Source organism: Nocardioides stalactiti (assembly GCF_014180715.1).
GTDB lineage: Bacteria > Actinomycetota > Actinomycetes > Propionibacteriales > Nocardioidaceae > Nocardioides > Nocardioides stalactiti.
Genome location: NZ_JACEFC010000092.1, coordinates 1 through 18981 on the forward strand (window position 1 = coordinate 1; position 18981 = coordinate 18981).

The window sequence follows — 18981 nt, forward strand, 5'->3', positions numbered from 1 at the left end:
GCTCGCGGCGGTCGCCGGGGCGTTCCGTCCCAGCCGCGGGGCCGCGGGCGTCATCCTCGGCGTCGGTGTCCTGCTCGCCGCCGTCCCCCTCGGCCTCGGTCACGTCGGCAAGGCCCACGACACCGACGCCCTGCTGGACTCGCTGCGCCCGTTCTCGGTGGAGAAGGTCGAGGCCCGCGAGGCCGGCCTGGCCGACGCCCTCCTCGTCGCCGGCGCCTACGACGGCACCAGCGTGCCGGCTGAGGACCTCGCCGCCCTCGACGCTGCGCTCGACCGTTTCACCGCCCTCGTCGCGCTCAGCCGCGACGCCCAACCCCTCCTGGTGGACGCGACCGAGATCTCCGCCTCCACGACGGTCGGGACCTCGATCGGCGCGGGCGCCGCCCTCGCCGCCGCCGGTGTGCTCGGCCTGCTCACCGCACGCAGGTCCGCTCCGCGGGGGACATCAGCAGGTCAGTAGGTGAGCTCGACCCAGGGGTCGACGGTGAACCGGCCGGTGGTCTCGATGGTGATCGTCTGGATGCCGACCGGGCGCCCGTCGCGGTAGGTGATGAGCGCGAACCCGGCGGAGCGGCGCAGCTTGCTGCCGATCGCGATCGCGTACGCCGCACCGCCCGCCGTACCGACCGTGAAGGTGTAGCCGACCTTCCCGTTGCTGCCGGTGACCGGGGTGGGGCCCGCCGGGACGTGGGTGTGTCCGCCGACCACGAGGTCGACGCAGCCCCGCGCGAGCGCCTCGTCGCCGAGGTTCGCGTCGTGGACGAGAAGGGTGTTGACCCGGTCGCCGTCGGCGTCGGCCTCGCAGGCAGCGTCAGCCAGGCGGGTCCGGACGTCGCCGAAGCTCAGGCCGGTCTCGTCGCGCCAGTTGCCGAGGCCGCTCGACCGCGGGTCGTCGATGCCCAGGATCCGGCTGCCTCCGGGCCCGTCGACGACCTCGTCGTCGAAGTAGGTCCAGCCGAGGTCGCTGAGGTAGCCGCGGACGAACGACCCGTGGTCGTGGTTGCCGGCGACCGCCCAGCGGTCGTAGTCGTCGAAGGTCTCGGCGAGCGAGTCGAGCGAGAAGGCCTCCCACCGCTCCCCGGTCGAGGTGTCGTCGCCCGCGTTGAGGACCGCCTCGGCCCCGCCATGCTCCGCGAGCGCCCGGGCGACCCGGTCCATGCCGACGTTGTCGTGCCGGTCCGACAGCAGCAGGACGACGGTCTCGCCCTCCTCCGGCTCCCGAAGCATCAGGTTCCGGGCCGCGTCGTCGGCCGCGTCGTCGTAGAACTCCCGGCCCTGCCGGTAGGTGTCGATCGCGCTCGCGATGAGGCGGCGCGTCTGACCCGTGGTGGCGTCGCCGAGGACCTGGACGTCGGCGAGCTCGTCGGGCAGCACGATCTCCGGCCCGACGAACTCCGAGAGCGGCTCCCAGCGGTCGGGGTCGCCGCGCGGCGCGGCCCCGGGACCGCGCCAGGGCGCCGTCAGCCCGATGACGACCACCGCGACGACGAGCAGGCTGGCGACGCCTTTGGCGGTCGGCAGCTTGTCGACGACCTCCCGGCGGCGCCGGTCGCCGAGCAGCCGCCACACGAGGAACGGGAGCAGCGCGAGCGCCATCCCCCGGATGACCGCGTCGATCGCCATGTCCCGCACTGCGTGGGACACCTTCGCGATCGGCGCCTCGGGGTTGCTGCCGATCGCTGCGTACCGAGTGGTCAGGTCTTCCAGCGACCGGGCGTCGGTCTTGCCGAGCTCGATCTCGACCCCGACCACCGACCGCGCGTCGGTGCGGAAGTCCGGCAGCACCGGCCCCGTCCGGACGACGACCTGGCCACTGAAGTTCGCCGTGACCCGCGCCTCGTGGCTGGCGACGTCGACGGTCCGCTCGCCGGTGAGGAAGAACCCGGCCGCGCACATCGCGGACAGCGCGACCCACACGACGACGTACGCCGTCGCGAGGAGCCAGCCGCGGGTGCGGACCATGCGTCCTGTCTACCGTCCGGGCCTAGGAGGTGTCTCCCTAGAGCCGCGTCCGCGCCTCGGCGACGGCGTACAGCGCGACCGAGGCCGCGACGCCCGCGTTGAGCGACTCCAGGACGCCCGCCATCGGGATCGACATCAGCCGGTCGCAGGTCTCGGAGACCAGCCGGTGGAGGCCGTCGCCCTCGGAGCCGATGACCAGGACGAGCGGGCCGCCCGCGAGGTCGGCGTCGGCAGCCAGCTCGGGCAGGGTCAGGTCGCCATCGGCCGCCAGGCCCACCACGAAGCACCCGGCCTCCTGGTAGGCCTTGAGCTGACGGGTCAGGTTGACGGTCTGGGCGACCGGGATCCGGGCCGCGGCACCGGCCGACGTCTTCCAGGCCGACGCCGTCATCGAGGCAGCACGCCGCTCGGGGATGACCACTCCGTGCGCGCCGAACCCGGCCGCGCTGCGGACGACCGCACCGAGGTTGCGGGGGTCGGTGACCGCGTCGAGCACGACGATGAGCGGCTTCTCGCCGATCTCGGCCGCCGCGTCGAGCAGGTCGTCGGGGTGGGCGTACTCGTAGGCGGGGATCTTCGCCGCGAGGCCCTGGTGGACCGCGCCGCTGGTGAGCCGGTCGAGCTCGCCGCGGCTGACTTCGAGCAGGCCGACGCCGTACTCGGCAGCGAGCTTGAAGACCTCGCGGAGCCGGCCGTCGCGCTCCGCCCCCTCGGCGACGTACACCGACGTCACCGGGATCCGCGCGCGCAGCGCCTCGACGACCGGGTTGCGTCCGGCGATCCACTCGGCGTCGGAGCTGCCGCGTCGGCGCCCGCCGCCGCGGACCGCGGGGTTCCGCCGTTCGGCGGCCTCCTTGGCGTTCTTGGCCTTGTGCGCCTTGTGATAGACGCGGTCCTCGGCCCTCGGGGTCGACTTCTTGCCCTCGAGGCCGCGGCGGACCCGACCGCCGGACCCTGCCGTCGGCTTCTTGCTCGTCTTGCGGATCGCGCCCTTGCGCGAGGAATTGCCAGCCACTAGTCGATGCTCCACTTCGGACCGGTCGGGGTGTCCTCCACCTCGATGCCGGCCTGCTTGATCTGATCGCGGATGGCGTCCGCGCGCGCCCAGTCCTTCGCGTCGCGCGCCTTCGCGCGCTCGTCGAGCAGACCGGCGACGAGCGCGTCGACCGCGCTCTTCAGCTTGTCGTCCTGCTGCCCCCTGCCGCCCGCCCAGGCGGGGTCGGCGGGGTTGAGCCCGAGCACGTCGAGCATGGCGAGCACCTGTCCGGCGTACGGCGTCGCGTCATCGGCCCGGTTGCCCTCGCGGACGACGTCGAACAGCACGGCCACCGCGGCGGGGGTGCCGAGGTCGTCGTTCATCGCGTCGACGAACGCCTGCGGGAGGTCGCCCGCCTCGGTGACACCGGCGCGCTCGAGGAACAACTCGATCCGCCGGAACCCGACGGCCGCCTCCTCCAGCGCTTGATGAGAGAACTCCACGTGGCTGCGGTAGTGCGCGGCCACGAGGTAGTAGCGCAGCTCGATGCCGCGGTAGTCCTCCAGCACGTTGGGAATGGTGAGGGAGTTGCCGAGCGACTTGCTCATCTTCTCGCCGGCGGTGGTGATCCACGCGTTGTGCATCCAGTACGACGCGAACGGGCGGCCGGCCGCGCGGGACTGGGCCTGCTCGTTCTCGTGGTGCGGGAAGCGCAGGTCGACGCCGCCGCCGTGGATGTCGAACGCGGGACCGAGGTACTTGCCGGCCATCGCTGAGCACTCGATGTGCCAGCCCGGCCGGCCGCGGCCCCAGGGGCTCGGCCAGGAGGCCGTCTCCGGCTCCGACTCCTGCTTCCACCCCTTCCACAGGGCGAAGTCGCGGGGATCGCGCTTGCCGCGCGGGTCGGCATCGGTGGCCGGCTCCATGTCGTCGATGCCCTGGTGGGTCAGCTCGCCGTACGACGACCAGGAGCGCACGTCGAAGTAGACGTCACCACTGCCGTCCTCGGCCGCGTAGGCGTGGCCACGGTCGATGAGGTCGGCGATGAGCTCGACCATCTCCGGGACGTGGCCGGTCGCGGCGGGCTCGTAGGTCGGCGGCGCGACGTTGAGCGCCGCGTAGGCGCGGTCGAGCTCGCGGTGCATCGCGTAGGCGAGGTTGAACCAGGGGCGGCCCTGCTCGGCCGACTTGGTGAGGATCTTGTCGTCGATGTCGGTGACGTTGCGGATGAAGGTGACGTCGTACCCGAGGTGGCGGAGCCACCGCTGGAGGACGTCGAAGTTCACCCCGGACCGCACGTGACCGACGTGGGGCTCGCTCTGGACCGTCAGACCGCACACGTAGAGACCCGCTCTGCCCTCCTGAAGGGGCACGAAGTCACGGACCTCGCGGGTCGCGGTGTCATACAGCCTGAACGTCACCGGCTCAGTCTAGGGATCCACGCGCCCCCGCCCCGAATCCACCGTGTGACAGAAGTGACGCATGTGACCTACCGTTGACGGATGCGCCACGCCCCCGCCCTCGGACTCGCCTGCGCGCTCGTCCTCGGCGGGCTCAGCGCGTGCACGGGTGCGGGCGACCCCGGCGACGCCGCGGTCGTCGCAGCAGCGACCACGGGCGACCGCGCCATCGACCTGAGCCGGTGGGACAGCGACCGTCAGTGGCAGCGCGGCACCCTGGCCGGCACGACGACCGACGAGGGCCGGCTGCGTTTCGACACCCCCGTCGGCCAGGCCACCGTCGGGGGCCGTTCGTACGACGTCGCGCGCTGGACCTCCCCGTGGGTCGAGCCGGGCTTCGACGTCACCGAGGTGATCCCGTCGTGGTCGGCCGCGACCCCCAAGGACAGCTGGATCGAGGTGGAGGTGCGCGGTCGCGACGCCGGCGACCGCACGTCCTGGGACACGATCGGGCGCTGGGCCTCCAGCGACCGCCACCTGGAGCGCGCGACCGTATCGGGCCAGTCCGACGACGGGACCACCGTCGCCGTCGACACCTGGCGCACCGCCGGCCTGCCGGCCTTCCAGGTCCGGGTCACGCTCGCCCGCCGCGCCGGGGCGGCCTACCGGCCGAGCCTGGACACGATCACCGCGATGGCGTCCAGGGTCCCGTCGGCGGCCGGGCCGACGTCGGCTCCCGGACCCGGACGCGGGGTGGTCCTCGACGTCCCCCGGTACTCCCAGATGGCGCACAGCGGCCACTACCCGCAGTGGGGTGGCGGCGGCGAGGCGTGGTGCTCGCCGACCTCGACGTCGATGGTGCTCGCCTACTACGGCCGGCTCCCCGAGCCGCGCCGCTACCGCTGGGTGCCGGGTGGACACGTCGACCCGTGGGTCGACCACGCCGCGCGGATGACCTACGACCACGCCTACGACGGCACGGGCAACTGGCCCTTCAACACCGCGTACGCCGCCCCGCTGGCCGGCAAGGCGTTCGTGACCCGCCTCCGCTCGATCCGCGAGGCGGAGCAGTTCCTCGTGGCCGGGATCCCGCTCGTCGTCTCGATCGCGTTCGGTCCCGGCGAGCTCGACGGGGCGCCGATCAGCTCCTCCGACGGGCACCTGCTCGTCATCGCCGGCGTCCGCGACAACGGCAACGTCGTCGTCAACGACCCCGCCTCCGAGAGCCGCCGCCGGGTCCGTCGTACCTATGACCGGGCACAGCTCGAGCGCCTCTGGCTCGAGGCGTCCGGTGGCCTGGCCTACGTCATCACCGACGAGGCCCATCCGCTCCCGGAGGGCCCCGCCACCAACTGGTGAACTCCCCCGCCGAATCGGGACCTACCTGGATTGAGACCGGACTTGTCCGGAGACAAGTCCCCACTGGATGCAGGAAGGTCCGGATTCGAACCAGGAAGGTCCGGATTCGACTCAGACCCCGTAGCCGCCGTCGACGTCGAGCTTCTGGCCGGAGATGAAGTTCGCTCGGGGCGAGGCGAGGAAGCAGACCGCCTCGGCGATGTCCTGCGCGTTGCCGAACCGGCGCAGCGGGATGTTGTTGCGGGTGATCTCGAGGGCGGCGTCGTCGAGCTCACCGGAGGAGATGAGCCGCTCGGCCATGCCATCGGTGAGCATGCCCGGGCCGACCGCGTTGACGCGGACACCGAACCGGCCCTCCTCGGCGGCGAGGCCCCGCACCAGCGCCTCCACCGCGGCCTTCGGCGCGGAGGACAGGCCGTCGCGGATCGGGAAGCGCGAGGTCGCCGCAGTGGTCACCGCGACCAGCGAACCGGCGGAGGCGCGCAGCGCCGGCAGCGCGGCGTGGGCGACCGCGAAGAACCCGGCCGCGTCAGCGGTGAGCTGGTCGGCCATCGCGTCCGGCTCCACCCGCGAGAGGTGAACCATCGGCACGTGCGGGCCTGCGGCGTAGACGACGGTGTGCAGGCCCTTGAGGTCCGCGACCGCCTGGTCGAGCACGCGACCGACCGCCCGCCGGTCCTGGAGGTCGACGCCGTACGACGCCTCGCCGACCTGCGAGGGCCGGGTGCGGTGGGTGACCGCGACCCGCGACCCCCGTTCGAGGAGCATCTCGGCGATGGCCTGCCCGAGGCCGCCGGACCCACCGACGACCAGGGCCCCGCCAGGGAGGCCCGCGAAGTCACCGCTCATGACGCGGAGAAGTCGATCTCGTGCCAGCCGGTGGCACCATCGGGAAGGACGTCTCGCTCGACACCTGTCTGCACGTCACCATCCTTACCGATGGCCCGGACGCGCAGGTCATGGTCCCCCTCACCCACCTCGAGCTCGGCGCGCCACTGGACCCACGTGTCGTCACTGGGGACGCGGCCGATGGTCGCGGGGGTCCAGGCGCCGCCGTCGAGCGAGACCTCGACGCCGGCGATGCCCGTGTGCTGCTTCCAGGCCGTCCCGGCACACACCAGCGTGCCGACCGGCACGTCCGCGCCGCTGTCGGGGACCTCGATGCGAGAGGCGATCTTGACCGGCCCCTCCTCCGACCAGCCCTTGCCGGTCCAGTAGGCCTCGATGTCGTCGAAGGAGGTGACCTCCATGTCGACGACCCACTTGCACGCCGACACGTAGCCGTAGAGCCCCGGCACGATCGTGCGGACGGGGAAGCCGTGCTCGACGGTGAGCGGCTCGCCGTTCATGTAGACCGCGAGCATCGCCGACCGGTCGTCCATGAGCGCGGCGAGCGGGGTCCCGCAGGTCCACCCGTCCTCGGAGGTCTGCAGGACCGCGTTGGCGCCCTCGAGCGGCTTGGCCTCGGCGAGGATCCCGGCGAGACGGACACCGCTCCACCACGCGTTGCCGACGAGGCTGCCGCCGACCGGGTTGGACACGCAGTTGAGGGTGATCCAGTCCTCGGTGATCTCGCGCGCCACCAGGTCGTCGTACGTCAGCGTCAGGTCGCGCTCGACCATGCCGTGGATGCGCAGCTCCCAGTCCTTGAGCCGGATGGCGGGCTTCAGGATGGCGGTGTCGATGAGGTAGAAGTCCTCGGCCGAGGTCTGCCACGGCGAGACGCCGTCGACCTCGACCTTGACGCCGCGGGGCACGACCGGCTTGGTCGCCTGGTCGACCCGCAGCAGGCGGCGGTCCTTCTCGACCGCGCCGCGCTGGTTGCCCGCGAGCTTGCCGAGGAGCCCTGACGCGAGCGCGATCCCGCCGACCGCGCCGGCGGCGAGGAAGAAGCCGCGGCGGCTGTGGGTGGGGTCCGTGGCTTCGTCGTCCGACGCCTCGACGAGCTCCCAACGGCGCAGCCACTCGGCCATCACGGCGAGCCCGATCAGCCAGGTGACGAACCCGACGAGGACCGGCACCACCTCGACGCCGGTGAAGCCCGGCTTGGCCCAGACCGCGATGAAGGCGACCACCCCGAGCGCGATGTAGCCACCGACGGAGTACCACCACCGGGTCCGGGCGACGCGGCCGAGCGCAGCGAAGACGCCGGTGAGGATGACGAACATGCCGATGAGCAGGACCGTCTTGTCGTTGTCCTGGAAGGTCTCGATCGCCCACTTCGCGATCGGACCAGGGGTCAGGTCGATGACTCCCTCGGCGACCGCGACGGCCGGAGACTCCCGAACGCGCAGCAGCCCGGCGACCAGATAGCTGGTCGCGAGACCGAGCGCGCCGACGACCACGCCGGAGAGCCACCACCATCCACGGGACGTCCTCACACAGTGATTGTGACTCAGGCATGATCATGGCGTGCATCAACCGCCCTCCCCGGGGTCGATCCGGACCGGAATCGGCACCGACGTCCACCGTCTGGTGACCCGTGCGGCCGGCGACCCGCCGATGGCGCTCGCCGGGCTGACCTGGCCCGACGAGGAGCAGCGGCTGGACGGTCATTCCGACGCCGACGTGGCCGCGCACGCGCTCTGCGACGCCCTCTTCGCGGCCGCCGGGCTCGGCGACCTCGGCACCAATTTCGGTACGGCGGACCCGGCGTGGTCCGGCGCCGCCGGGCCAGCCCTGCTCGGAGAGACCGTACGACGGGTGCACGCCGCCGGCTTCGTGGTCGGCAACGCCGCCGTGCAGGTCATCGGCAACCGGCCGCGGCTCGGTGCCCGTCGTACCGAGGCCGAGGGCGTCCTGTCCGACGTCGTCGGCGCCCCCGTCTCCGTGTCGGCCACGACCACCGACGGTCTCGGCCTCACCGGCCGCAGCGAAGGGGTCGCAGCGATCGCGACCGCGCTCCTGCACGTCGTACCCACCCGCACCGTCGACCCCGAGGGGGACTCGTGACCACCGAAGTGCTGACGACGCGGGACGGCGTCGCCCTGCACGTCACCGTGCACGGACCCGAGTCCGCTGCGGTGACCGTGCTGCTCTCGCACTGCTGGACAGCCGACGAGTCGGACTGGCACTACCAGGTCTCCGACCTGCTCTCCCGCTACGGCCACCAGGTCCGGGTGATCTCGTGGGACCACCGGGGCCACGGGCGCAGCGGCCGGGTCCCCGAGAGCGCGTGCACGATCCCCAACCTCGCGCGCGACCTCGGCGAGATCGTCGACGAGCTCGCACCGTCCGGCTCGTTGGTCGTCGCAGGCCACTCCGTCGGCGGGATGACGATCACCGCCATCCCCGAGGAGTGTCCCCACGTCATGGACCGGATCGCCGGGGTCCTGCTGGTCGCCACCTCGGGCGGCGACCTCCACACGGTGACCCTCGGCCTGCCCGACGTCGGACCGCTGATCCGCGACCGGCTGCCGTTCGTGCTCGCGACCCGCGCACGGATGCTCAGCCTGTCCCGTCGCCAGCGCTTCCCGCTCATCGAGCGGTCCATCGCCCGGCGCTTCCTGCTCGGTACGCCGACGCAGCCGCGCGACGTCGGCCTGGTCGTCGACCAGCTGATCCACTGCGCACCGGAGACCTGGTCGGGGTTCTTCAAGGACATGATGACCCACGACCGGATCGGCAACCTCAAGGCTTTCGACGAGGTCCCGACGACCGTCCTCGTCGGCTCCCGCGACCTGATCACCCCGCCGGCGCACGCCCGCAAGCTCTCGGGCGGGATCCGCGGCGCTCGGATGGTGGTGGCCCCGGACGCCGGCCACTACCTGCCCTTCGAGCGGCGCGAGCTCGTCACCGAGGAGCTGTGCACCCTCGTCGACCGAGCGCTCGCCCGAGCGACGTCAGCCGACCGCGCCGCCGGCTGACCCGGACCTGCGTCAGGCCGCAGCCATGCGTTGGCCGATGAGGACGACGCCCTCCACCACCTTGACGGCATAGGCCGGGACGGAGACGTGGCTGTCGTCGAGGCAACGCCCCGACCGCAGGTCGAAGGCGTGCTTGTGGGCGGGTGACGCGACGAACGGCACCTCTCCGCGCCGACCGACGATGCCCTTGGCGATCCCACCAGCGGCCGACCGCGCGAACGGGTCGTGGTTGCCGAGCGCGTAGACCGCGTCGTCACCGGTCCGGAAGATCGCGATGGCCTGCCCGTGGACCAGCGCGGTCGCCCCGCGGTCCACTTCAAGCTCGACGACGCGGCACACCGGCTGCCACTCGTCCTCAGGGATCGACCGGACTGCCATGGTCAAGGACCGTAGGTCCGCGCTGTTCACGTCAGCGTTTCGGCATGTAACAGCCGTGAAAACCCTCGCTCACTCCAGTGGGCGCGAGCGTGTCGCAGACGACGAGGAGGAGGAGCAGCGCCGTCGGCGGGGGCCGGGCGCCGGCCGTCGGTCTACGCTGCGCCCCATGAGCGCTGCCGTCGTGGTCCTCGCCGCGGGGAGCGGCTCACGGGTCGGGGCCGAGGTCAACAAGGTCCTGCTGCCGCTCGACGGGGTGCCGGTCCTGGCCCACACGATGCGGACGGCCCTCGAGGTCCCCGACGTCTCGCCCGTCGTCCTCGTCTGCCGGCCGGGCGAGGAGGACGCCGTCGCCGAGGCGGTGGGCCCGCACCTCGGCGACCGGGAGGTGCTGCTCGTCGCGGGCGGCGCTACCCGTCACGCCTCGGAGCAGGCGGCTCTCGACGTGCTGGCGGGGCGCATCGAGTCCGGCGAGATCGACGTGGTCGTGATCCACGACGGGGCGCGCGCCCTGGCTCCGGCGAGCCTGTTCGACCGGGTCGTCGCCGCGGCCCGCGAGCACGGCGGGGCCGTACCGACGGTGACGCTGGCAGGGCTCGTCCCGCGCGACCCCGGCGCCACGCCGCCAGCCGGGATCCTCGTCGGCGTCCAGACGCCCCAGGCCTTCGGAGCCTCCCGCCTCCTCGCGGCCTACCGGGCTGCGGCGGCCGACGGCTTCGACGGCCCCGACACGGCCGCCTGCCTGGAGGCCTACGCGCCGGACGTGACGGTCGTCCCCGTCGCGGCCGGAGCCGGCAACCTCAAGGTGACCTACGCCGAGGACCTGGAGACGGCCTCGCGGCTCATCGCGGGTCGGTGAGCGCCTCGAGGACCCGCACGTCCTCGTCGTCCGCCACCCGGCGGGCGGTCGGCGGAGCCTCCACCAGCTCGACGGGGTACGCCGCACGGAGCTCGGCCAGGAGGACGGAGAAGTCGGCGGTCGGGCGGCTCGGCAGGGCGGCGACCACGGAGGCCGGCAGCACGATGGGCGAGCACAGCGCGGCGAGTGCATCCCGGTCCACGGTCGCCACGAGCCGTCCGTCGGCGACCTGCTTGACCGTGTCGGTCACCGGACGCACCCCGACGACCACGGTGTCACGGCCCGAGGCGGCCCGCACGCAGGAAGCGATGAAGTCCGGCGGGGTCATCGGGCAGAGGGCGTCGTGGAGCACGAGCGGTCGGGCCAGGTCGGCGATGTCGTACCAGGGCACGGTCAGGTCGAGGAGGTCGACGCCGGCCTCACCCACCGCCCAGGCCGCAGCGGCGACGAGCGCCTCGCCGTGGATGAGCCGGTAGGGCAGCGACCCACGGCCCTCGTCGACGACGAAGCCGACGGCCCGCTCGGGCTCGTCGTACACGTCGTCGTAGGCCTCGGCTTCCACGGACGTCACCCTAGAGGGACGAAAAACGACGTCGCCCCCGCCCTGGTGGGCGGGGGCGACATGCTCAGTCCGGAGGACTCAGCTGGCGAGGACCTCGTCGAGGATGGTCTCCGCCTTGTCCTCGTTGGTGTGCTCGGCCAGGGCCAGCTCGGAGACCAGGATCTGACGCGCCTTGGCCAGCATCCGCTTCTCACCGGCCGAGAGGCCGCGGTCACGCTCACGGCGCCACAGGTCGCGGACGACCTCGGCCACCTTCATGACGTCGCCGCTGTGGAGCTTCTCCAGGTTGGCCTTGTAGCGTCGCGACCAGTTGGTCGGCTCTTCGACGTGCTCGGCGCGGAGGACACCGAAGACACGCTCGAGGCCCTCCTTGTCGACGACGTCGCGGACCCCGACCAGGTCGAGGTTGCAGGCCGGGACCCGAACCACCAGGTCCTGCTGGGCGACGATCCGAAGAACGAGGTACTGCCGTTCCTCCCCCTTGATTGTCCGCATCTCGATGTCCTCGATCACTGCGGCCCCGTGATTGGGGTAGACGACCGTTTCGCCGACGGTGAAAGTCATATGTGATGAACCCCTTCCTAGGCCTTCATCTTATCACGGCTCAGGCGGTCCTCAGAATGCGTTTGCGCAGGTCAGGACGGCAATCGCGGGCTTGACAGACGCAAGGACGTGTGGTGGGCAACCTCACATCGGCGGCGGCGCGTCCCCGAATCACCGCCGACACACGACCGTCACGGCTGCACGGGAGCACCCCGTGGTCAATACTGCTCCGCATGGCATCCGAGCACGACGTCGACGACATCGAGGAGGGCGACGACCCGTCGGTGGACCTGCCCGACGACGGGCCCGAGGACGCTTTCGGCGATGCCGCTGACGACGCCGCCCAGGCCGAAGCGGCCGACGGCGAGGACGCCGAGATCGACGAGTCCGAACCGGCCCCGGCGAGGGTGGGCTTCTTCTCCCGCCTCCAGTGGACCCCCCTCCTGCTCCTGCAGGCTGCCCACGCCAAGCAGGCCGTCGTCACCGCGCTCGCGGTCGCCGGTGCCGCGATGCTCGCCGGACGCGAGGCCCGCGAGGTCGGCGTCGTGCTGCTCACCGTGCTGGTGGGCCAGACCATCCTCGGTTGGCACAACGACATCGTCGACAAGGCCCGCGACGCCGCCCACGGCACGCCCGGCAAGCCGGTCGCCGACGGTCGCCTCGACGCCGAGTCGGTCTGGTACGCGATCATCGTCGCCGCGCTGATCCTGGTGCCCCTGTCGATCACGACCGGCATCACCGCCGGCGGCATCTACCTGGTCTCGGTGTGCATCGGCATGCTCGGCAACGTCGTGCTCCGAACCGGCTTCCTGTCCTGGGTGACCTGGGCCGCGTCGTTCGCGATGCTCCCCGCCTACCTGTCGTACGGCGGCTGGGGCGGCCAGGCGGTCGGCGACCCGCCCGAGACCGTGATCACCGTGCTGGCCGCGCTGCTCGGGATCGGCGTCCACTTCACCCGCGCGGTGTGGGGCCTGGTGGCCGACCACGAAGACGGCTGGACCTACCTGCCGCTCAAGCTCGGCCTCAAGCTGGGAGCGACCCGGCTGCTGGCCCTCACGACCTTCTACTCCTTCGTCATCGTGGTCCTGCTGGCCGTGTTCGGGGCGAAGGTCGGACTGTCCCGATGACCGTCGGGCGGTCCCGTGGGGCGCGCACCGACCTCGGCCCACTAGAGTGAGCCCGCTCCTCGTGAGCACCTGAACCGAGTACCGCAGATCGATGTCCGGAGGCCCGCCGAATGCTCAACCGACGCTCGACCGCTGTCGTGGCGGTGCTGCTGCCCCTCACTGGTGCGCTGACGTCCTGCGGCTTCGACTACCCGACCGACCGGGTCAACACGATCGCCGCGGGTGTCAACAACCGTGAGGCGTCCGTCGACGTCCTCGGGGCGCGCGTGCTCGCCTTCGCCGACGGCCAGGGCCGCCTCATCGGCACGCTCGTCTACAACGACAACGATGCCGAGAAGCCGGCCGTGCTCACCGGGATCGAGGGTGACGCGATCGCGCCGACCCAGGCCAAGGTCGAGGTCGGCCCCAACGAGCGGGTCAACCTGGCCGAGGACGCCTCGGTCGCCGTCACCGGCGAGTTCGCCGCGGGCGAGGTCATCACCCTGAGCTACCAGTTCTCCACCGACGAGGTCGTCACGGTCGACGTCCCGGTCGTGAAGGCCTGCGGTCAGTACGCCGACATCGAGGAGCCCGAGTTCGAGGCGGTCGCCGAGGACGAGGAGGCTCCGGCCGGTGACGCCGAGGCCGAGGCCGAAGAGGCCTTCGACGAGGAGGCCGACGCGACCTACCTCTGTGACCACCCGACCGAGCACGCCGAGGGCGAGCACTGAGGTAGCGCCGACCATGACGCACACGCTGATCCTGCTCCGCCACGGCGAGAGCGAGTGGAACGCCAAGAACCTGTTCACCGGCTGGGTCGACGTGGCCCTCACCGACAAGGGCCGCGGCGAGGCGGTCCGCGGCGGCGAGCAGCTCGTCGCCGCCGGCCTGCTGCCGACGGTGGTCCACACCAGCCTCCAGCGGCGCGCGATCAACACCGCCGCTCTCGCGCTCGACGCGGCCGACCGCCACTGGATCCCGGTCCGGCGTTCCTGGCGCCTCAACGAGCGCCACTACGGGGCGCTCCAGGGCAAGGACAAGAAGCAGACCCTCGATGAGTACGGCGAGGAGCAGTTCATGCTCTGGCGCCGTTCCTTCGACGTCCCGCCGCCGCCGCTCGCCGACGACGACGAGTTCTCCCAGGTCGACGACCCGCGCTACGCCGACCTCGGTGCCGACCTGCCCCGCACCGAGTGCCTCAAGGACGTCATCGCCCGCCTGCTGCCCTACTGGGAGGGCGGGATCGTCCCCGACCTGCGGGCCGGTCACACCGTGCTCGTCGCCGCCCACGGCAACAGCCTGCGCGCGATCGTGAAGCACCTCGACCAGGTCAGCGACGACGACATCGCCGGGCTCAACATCCCGACGGGCATGCCACTGGTCTACGAGCTCGACGACGCGCTGCAGCCGGTCACCCGGGGCGGCCGTTACCTCGACCCCGAGGCGGCCGCGGCCGCAGCGGCGGCCGTGGCCAACCAGGGCCGCTGACCCGCCGCTGCTGACCTCGCCGCGCGACTACTCCGCGGCGAGCGACGCCGGGTTGTGCCCGGTGACCACGAAGACGACGCGGTTGGCGATCGACACCGCGTGGTCCGCGATCCGCTCGTAGTACCGGCCGAGAAGGGCCACGTCGACGGCGGCCTCGACCCCGTGGGACCAGTCGTCGGAGAGCAGCTCGGTGAAGCCCTTGCGCCGCAGCGCGTCCATCTCCTCGTCGTCCTTGCCGAGGGCGATCGCCGCCTCGACGTCGCGACCGGCGATCACGTCGCAGACGCGCGCGACCATGTCCTGGGCGACGACGCCCATCCGCTCCATCGTGGGCCGGATCTCGTCGGGCACCGCGAGGTCGGGTACGCGCAGCCGGGCGACCTTCGCGACGTGCACCGACAGGTCACCCATCCGCTCGAGCTCGCTGACCATCCGGAGGGCCGCGACCACGGTGCGCAGGTCGCCGGCCACGGGCTGCTGGAGCAGCATCAGGTTGAACGCGCTCTCCTCGACCTGCTCGCGGGCCCGGTCGATGTCGACGTCGCCGCTGATGACCTGCTCGGCCAGGGCGGCGTCGCCGGACAGGAGGGCCTCGGTGGCCAGACCGACAGCGGTCTCCACCCGGCGGCCGATGCCGGCCAGGTTCTCGAAGATCGAGTCGAGTTCGTCGTGATAAGCCTCGCGCATGGATCCGACCGTAGGACCACGAGTTGTCCATTGGGAGGATCCCGGTGAACGAGGGATGAACACTCAGAAGCCCGGCCTCCTCGATTCACGGGCCTGACGAGCGGTCGCCGTACCATCGAAACGTGGATCCGACGACTCAGGCGCTGCTTGCCGGGGTGCTCGGTTCGCTCGTCGCGGGGGGCGCCCTGCTCGCCTGGCAGATCTCGGACCGCCAGCAGCACCACCGGCCGCCGGTCGAGGAACCGTTGGTACCTCCCGGTGTGGCGACCGTGCTCTCCGTGCTGCGCAGCAGCGCTGTCGTCGTCGACGACCAGGACGTCGTGGTCAAGGCGTCCGCGCCCGCGTTCGCGATGGGGTTCGTACGCGGCACCAGCCTGGTCTCCGACGAGCTGAGCGCGCTGGTCCGGGAGGTACGACGCGACGGCCAGATCCGCGAGACCCAGCTGACCGTCAACCGCGCCAGCGGCCCCCCGCGCCACGTGAGTGCGCGGGTGGCTCCCCTCGGCTCCCGCCTGGTGCTCGCGCTGGTCGAGGACCGGACCCGCGAACGTCGGATCGAGGCGGTCCGACGCGACTTCGTCGCCAACGTCAGCCACGAGCTCAAGACGCCGGTCGGCGCCATCANTCGTCGCCAACGTCAGCCACGAGCTCAAGACGCCGGTCGGCGCCATCAAGCTGCTGTCCGAAGCGGTCCAGGACGCTGCCGACGACCCCGAGGCCGTGCACCGCTTCGCGAGCCGGATGCTCACCGAGAGCGACCGGCTCGCCCACCTGGTGCAGCAGGTCATCGAGCTCTCGCGGCTCCAGGGCGACCAGCCGGTGGAGTCACCCGAGCCGGTCGACCTCGACGAGGTGATCGCGGTCGCGGTCGACACCAGTGCCATGGACGCCGGCGCCAAGGACATCAGCGTGCTCGTCGAGGACGAGCCCGGCATCACGGTCCTCGGCAACCACGAGCAGGTCGCCGCCGCGGTCGCCAACCTGATCGCCAACGCCGTGCACTACTCCGATCCCGGCTCGAAGGTCCTGGTGACCACGAAGGCGGTCGACGGCTTCGTCGAGATCTCCGTGGTGGACCAGGGGATCGGCATCCCCAAGGACGAGATCGACCGGATCTTCGAGCGGTTCTACCGCGTCGACCCGGCCCGCCACCGGTCCACCGGCGGCACCGGCCTGGGCCTGTCGATCGTCAAGCACGTCGCTGCCACCCACGGTGGCGACGTCCGCGTGTGGTCGGTCGAGGGCCAGGGGTCTACGTTCACCCTGACGCTGCCCCACCATGCGCTCCACGCAGAAGAAGAACCTGAATGGGAGAAGACCTCGTGACCCGTGTACTCGTCGTCGAGGACGAAGAGAGCTACAGCGACGCCCTGGCCTACATGCTCCGCAAGGAGGGTTTCGAGGTCGCCATCGCCGCCGACGGCAACGCCGCGCTGGTCGAGTTCGACCGCAACGGCGCCGACATCGTGCTCCTCGACCTGATGCTTCCCGGCATCCCCGGTACCGAGGTCTGCCGCACCATCCGCCAGACGTCCAACGTCCCCGTGATCATGGTGAGCGCCAAGGACGACGAGGTCGACAAGGTCGTGGGCCTCGAGCTCGGGGCCGACGACTACGTCACCAAGCCCTACTCGCCGCGCGAGCTCACCGCGCGGATCCGAGCGGTGCTGCGCCGCGGCACGGACACCGACCTGCTGCCCGACACCCTCGAGGCCGGCCCGGTCCGGATGGACGTCGAGCGCCACGTCGTCACGGTCGGCGGCGAGGAGCAGCGGCTGCCGCTCAAGGAGTTCGAGCTCCTCGAGATGTTCCTGCGCAACCCCGGCCGGGTGCTGACCCGCGGTCAGCTCATCGACCGGGTGTGGGGCTCGGACTACGTCGGCGACACCAAGACCCTCGACGTGCACGTCAAGCGCCTTCGCGCCAAGCTCGAGCCCGAGCCGAGCGAGCCGAAGTACCTCGTCACCGTCCGCGGCCTCGGATACAAGCTCGACGTCTGACCCGGCCGTGCCTGGCGGCAGCTGGAGCCAGCCCGTCCGAAAAGCGCGCGACCGACGTCGGCGGCGACCCGTAGCGTCGTCCCCATGGAGTCCCGGCCGAGCAGCACCTTGCCCCTGCTCGCGGTCGGGACGACGTTGGTGCTCTGGGCATCGGCCTTCGTGGCGATCCGCCACCTCGGCCACGACTTCTCCGCCGGGCCCCTGACGCTGGCCCGGCAGGGTGTCGCCGCGATCGCGCTCGGCGCGGTCGCACTGCGGGCGGGCCTGCCACGTCCGACCGGACGGCAGTGGGTGTCGCTCGCCGTCATCGGCGTGCTGTGGTTCGCCGTCTACCACCTCGCGCTCAACCAGGGAGAGGTGTGGGTCGACGCCGGTACGGCGGCGATGCTGCTCCAGGTCTCGCCCGTCCTGGTCGCCGTCCTCGCGGCGGTGTTCCTCGGCGAGCGGTTCACGCTGCCGCTCGTCGTCGGTCTGCTCGTCGCCTTCGGCGGTGTCGCGCTGATCGGCCTGTCCGGCTCGGGCTCGAGCGAGGTCGACCCCGACAAGGTGCTCCTCGGCGCGGCGCTCTGCGTGGTCTCCGCCATCACCTACTCGGTCAGCCTGATCCTCCAGAAGCCGCTGGTCGCCGACCTGTCGGCCGTCCACGTCACCTGGCTCGCGTGCGTCATCGGCGCCGCGACCTGCCTGCCGTTCGCGCCCGCCCTGGCCTCCGAGGTCGCCGACGCGCCGACCTCGTCGTTGCTCTGGGTCGTCTACCTGGGCGTCTTCCCGACCGCGCTGGCGTTCACCACCTACGCCTACGCACTGCGCCACATGACGGCGTCCTCGCTCGGCGTCACCACCTACCTGGTGCCGCCGCTGACGATCGTGATGGCACTGGTGTTCCTCGGCGAGACCCCGCCGACGATCGCGTACGTCGGCGGCGCACTGGCGCTCGTCGGCGTCGCCATCGCCCGCCGGGCCCCGGCGCGCAACGCCGACGAAGCGATCGAGAAGGAGCCCACCCCCGCCTGAGCCGTCAGTCGGCCTTCGTCGTACCGGCTTCCAGCCAGCCGCGGAACGCCTCCAGGTTGCGGGTCGACTCCCCGCGGGAGATCCGCCACTCCCACTCCTTGCGGATCGACGACTCGAAGCCGAGCTCGAGGATCGCGTTGAACGACTCGTCGGAGTAGGTCAGCACCGAGCCGAGGAGCCGGTCGAGCTCGTCGGGGTCGACCATCGACAGCGGGAGCCGCGCATCGAGGTAGATGTCGCCGTGCTGGTCGAGACCGAACGCGACGGCGTACATGCGCATGTTGCGCTCGAGCAGCCACTTGTAGACCCGCTCGAACTGCTCGTCAGGGCGACGGCACACGAAGGCGTGGACGCCGAGAGCGTGCGGGCCGATGTCGAGCCGGACCGGGGTCTGCTGCTTGCGCTCCCCCGGCAGCGAGAACGTGAAGATCCCCTGCTCGGGCTCCTCGTAATCGATCTCCGCGGACTCCAGGTGGGCCCGGACGACGGCCGCAGCGTCGGCGCTCATCCCGCCACCGACTCACGCATGAGCGAGCTCGCGCGCTGATAGACCTCCAGGGTCTGCTGCGCCGTGGCGTCCCACGAGAAGTGCCGGGCCTGGGCCACAGCGCCGGCCGCGAGCCGGTCTCGGAAGCCGGGGTCGATGACCACGCGCTCGAGCGCCCGCGCCCAGTCGCGGGCGTCGTGGGTGTCGACGAGCAGGCCGCTGCGGCCGTGGTCGACCACGGTCGTCAGCCCGCCGACAGCGGCGGCGACGACCGGGGCTCCGGAGGCCTGGGCCTCG

Annotated in this window: 22 protein-coding genes; 11 read left to right on the forward strand and 11 right to left on the reverse strand. The window is 71.7% G+C overall.

Annotated elements, in window-relative coordinates; all coding sequences use genetic code 11:
- Positions 1 to 460: hypothetical protein (locus H0487_RS16580; RefSeq protein ID WP_183095341.1), on the forward strand; the 460-nt coding region annotated here is incomplete at its 5' end.
- Here H0487_RS16580 and H0487_RS16585 read toward each other — a convergent pair.
- The 3 genes from H0487_RS16585 to cysS are packed head-to-tail and all read right to left on the reverse strand — an operon-like array spanning position 454 to position 4359.
- Complete coding sequence (locus H0487_RS16585) at positions 454 to 1962, reverse strand: metallophosphoesterase family protein (RefSeq protein WP_246383770.1); 1509 nt, start codon at positions 1960 to 1962, stop codon at positions 454 to 456. The two genes, H0487_RS16580 and H0487_RS16585, sit on opposite strands and share 7 nt — an antisense overlap.
- Before the next feature lie 37 nt (positions 1963 to 1999).
- Positions 2000 to 2977, reverse strand: a complete 978-nt coding sequence (gene rlmB / locus H0487_RS16590) for a 23S rRNA (guanosine(2251)-2'-O)-methyltransferase RlmB (protein ID WP_183095342.1) — start codon at positions 2975 to 2977, stop codon at positions 2000 to 2002.
- Positions 2977 to 4359: a cysteine--tRNA ligase gene (gene cysS / locus H0487_RS16595; RefSeq protein ID WP_183095343.1), complete on the reverse strand. Its 1383-nt coding sequence runs from the start codon at positions 4357 to 4359 to the stop codon at positions 2977 to 2979. The genes rlmB and cysS overlap by 1 nt, the downstream gene beginning before the upstream one ends.
- An 81-nt stretch (positions 4360 to 4440) precedes the next feature.
- Between cysS and H0487_RS16600 the strand changes: the two genes are divergently transcribed.
- Positions 4441 to 5697 (forward strand): C39 family peptidase, encoded by a 1257-nt coding sequence (locus tag H0487_RS16600; protein ID WP_183095344.1) that lies wholly within the window; start codon positions 4441 to 4443, stop codon positions 5695 to 5697.
- A 111-nt stretch (positions 5698 to 5808) separates the two neighbouring features.
- Here the strand turns inward: H0487_RS16600 and H0487_RS16605 are convergent, their stop codons facing one another.
- Together H0487_RS16605 and H0487_RS16610 are read right to left on the reverse strand one after the other, a co-directional pair.
- Positions 5809 to 6546, reverse strand: a complete 738-nt coding sequence (locus H0487_RS16605; RefSeq protein ID WP_183095345.1) for an SDR family NAD(P)-dependent oxidoreductase — start codon at positions 6544 to 6546, stop codon at positions 5809 to 5811.
- A complete protein-coding gene (locus tag H0487_RS16610) occupies positions 6543 to 8078 on the reverse strand; it encodes a molybdopterin-dependent oxidoreductase (protein ID WP_183095346.1) in 1536 nt (511 codons plus the stop codon). Before H0487_RS16610 ends, H0487_RS16605 begins: the two co-directional genes overlap by 4 nt.
- A 31-nt stretch (positions 8079 to 8109) precedes the next feature.
- On the opposite strand from H0487_RS16610, the gene ispF reads away from it, so the two are divergent.
- Entirely contained in the window at positions 8110 to 8649 is a 540-nt protein-coding gene (gene ispF / locus H0487_RS16615) for a 2-C-methyl-D-erythritol 2,4-cyclodiphosphate synthase (protein ID WP_312855987.1), read from the forward strand.
- The gene (locus H0487_RS16620) at positions 8646 to 9563 is read left to right on the forward strand and encodes an alpha/beta fold hydrolase (RefSeq protein ID WP_183095347.1); all 918 of its coding nucleotides are present in this window, start codon (positions 8646 to 8648) and stop codon (positions 9561 to 9563) included. The genes ispF and H0487_RS16620 overlap by 4 nt, the downstream gene beginning before the upstream one ends.
- Before the next feature lie 12 nt (positions 9564 to 9575).
- Here H0487_RS16620 and nirD read toward each other — a convergent pair whose 3' ends face one another.
- The gene (gene nirD, locus H0487_RS16625) at positions 9576 to 9941 is read right to left on the reverse strand and encodes a nitrite reductase small subunit NirD (RefSeq protein WP_183095348.1); all 366 of its coding nucleotides are present in this window, start codon (positions 9939 to 9941) and stop codon (positions 9576 to 9578) included.
- 166 nt (positions 9942 to 10107) lie between these two features.
- On the opposite strand from nirD, the gene H0487_RS16630 reads away from it, so the two are divergent.
- Positions 10108 to 10797 (forward strand): IspD/TarI family cytidylyltransferase, encoded by a 690-nt coding sequence (locus H0487_RS16630; protein WP_183095349.1) that lies wholly within the window; start codon positions 10108 to 10110, stop codon positions 10795 to 10797.
- On the opposite strand, the gene H0487_RS16635 is transcribed toward H0487_RS16630, so the two are convergent.
- Together H0487_RS16635 and H0487_RS16640 are read right to left on the reverse strand one after the other, a co-directional pair.
- Complete coding sequence (locus tag H0487_RS16635; RefSeq protein ID WP_183095350.1) at positions 10781 to 11359, reverse strand: 2-C-methyl-D-erythritol 4-phosphate cytidylyltransferase; 579 nt, start codon at positions 11357 to 11359, stop codon at positions 10781 to 10783. The genes H0487_RS16630 and H0487_RS16635 overlap by 17 nt on opposite strands.
- Positions 11360 to 11437: 78 nt before the next feature.
- Entirely contained in the window at positions 11438 to 11923 is a 486-nt protein-coding gene (locus H0487_RS16640) for a CarD family transcriptional regulator (RefSeq protein ID WP_183095351.1), read from the reverse strand.
- A 212-nt stretch (positions 11924 to 12135) separates the two neighbouring features.
- Here H0487_RS16640 and H0487_RS16645 point away from each other — a divergent pair, with 212 nt between their 5' ends.
- The 3 genes from H0487_RS16645 (at position 12136) to H0487_RS16655 (ending at position 14496) form a co-directional block, all read left to right on the forward strand.
- Positions 12136 to 13029 (forward strand): UbiA family prenyltransferase, encoded by an 894-nt coding sequence (locus H0487_RS16645; RefSeq protein ID WP_183095352.1) that lies wholly within the window; start codon positions 12136 to 12138, stop codon positions 13027 to 13029.
- A gap of 110 nt (positions 13030 to 13139) precedes the next feature.
- Positions 13140 to 13739, forward strand: coding sequence for a hypothetical protein (locus H0487_RS16650; protein WP_183095353.1), 600 nt, complete (start codon positions 13140 to 13142; stop codon positions 13737 to 13739).
- A gap of 13 nt (positions 13740 to 13752) precedes the next feature.
- Complete coding sequence (locus H0487_RS16655; RefSeq protein ID WP_183095354.1) at positions 13753 to 14496, forward strand: phosphoglyceromutase; 744 nt, start codon at positions 13753 to 13755, stop codon at positions 14494 to 14496.
- A gap of 27 nt (positions 14497 to 14523) precedes the next feature.
- On the opposite strand, the gene phoU is transcribed toward H0487_RS16655, so the two are convergent.
- Positions 14524 to 15183, reverse strand: a complete 660-nt coding sequence (phoU, locus tag H0487_RS16660; RefSeq protein WP_183095355.1) for a phosphate signaling complex protein PhoU — start codon at positions 15181 to 15183, stop codon at positions 14524 to 14526.
- A gap of 483 nt (positions 15184 to 15666) precedes the next feature.
- On the opposite strand from phoU, the gene H0487_RS23535 reads away from it, so the two are divergent.
- The 3 genes from H0487_RS23535 (at position 15667) to H0487_RS16675 (ending at position 18197) form a co-directional block, all read left to right on the forward strand.
- A complete protein-coding gene (locus H0487_RS23535) occupies positions 15667 to 16509 on the forward strand; it encodes a sensor histidine kinase (protein ID WP_312855988.1) in 843 nt (280 codons plus the stop codon).
- A complete protein-coding gene (locus tag H0487_RS16670) occupies positions 16506 to 17183 on the forward strand; it encodes a response regulator (RefSeq protein WP_183095356.1) in 678 nt (225 codons plus the stop codon). Before H0487_RS23535 ends, H0487_RS16670 begins: the two co-directional genes overlap by 4 nt.
- A gap of 84 nt (positions 17184 to 17267) precedes the next feature.
- The gene (locus tag H0487_RS16675) at positions 17268 to 18197 is read left to right on the forward strand and encodes a DMT family transporter (RefSeq protein ID WP_183095357.1); all 930 of its coding nucleotides are present in this window, start codon (positions 17268 to 17270) and stop codon (positions 18195 to 18197) included.
- A 4-nt stretch (positions 18198 to 18201) separates the two neighbouring features.
- On the opposite strand, the gene H0487_RS16680 is transcribed toward H0487_RS16675, so the two are convergent.
- Together H0487_RS16680 and H0487_RS16685 are read right to left on the reverse strand one after the other, a co-directional pair.
- Positions 18202 to 18705, reverse strand: coding sequence for a type III secretion system chaperone family protein (locus H0487_RS16680; protein WP_183095358.1), 504 nt, complete (start codon positions 18703 to 18705; stop codon positions 18202 to 18204).
- Positions 18702 to 18981 (reverse strand): glycosyltransferase (locus H0487_RS16685; RefSeq protein WP_183095359.1); only part of this gene is annotated, 280 nt, incomplete at its 5' end. The genes H0487_RS16680 and H0487_RS16685, both read right to left, overlap by 4 nt.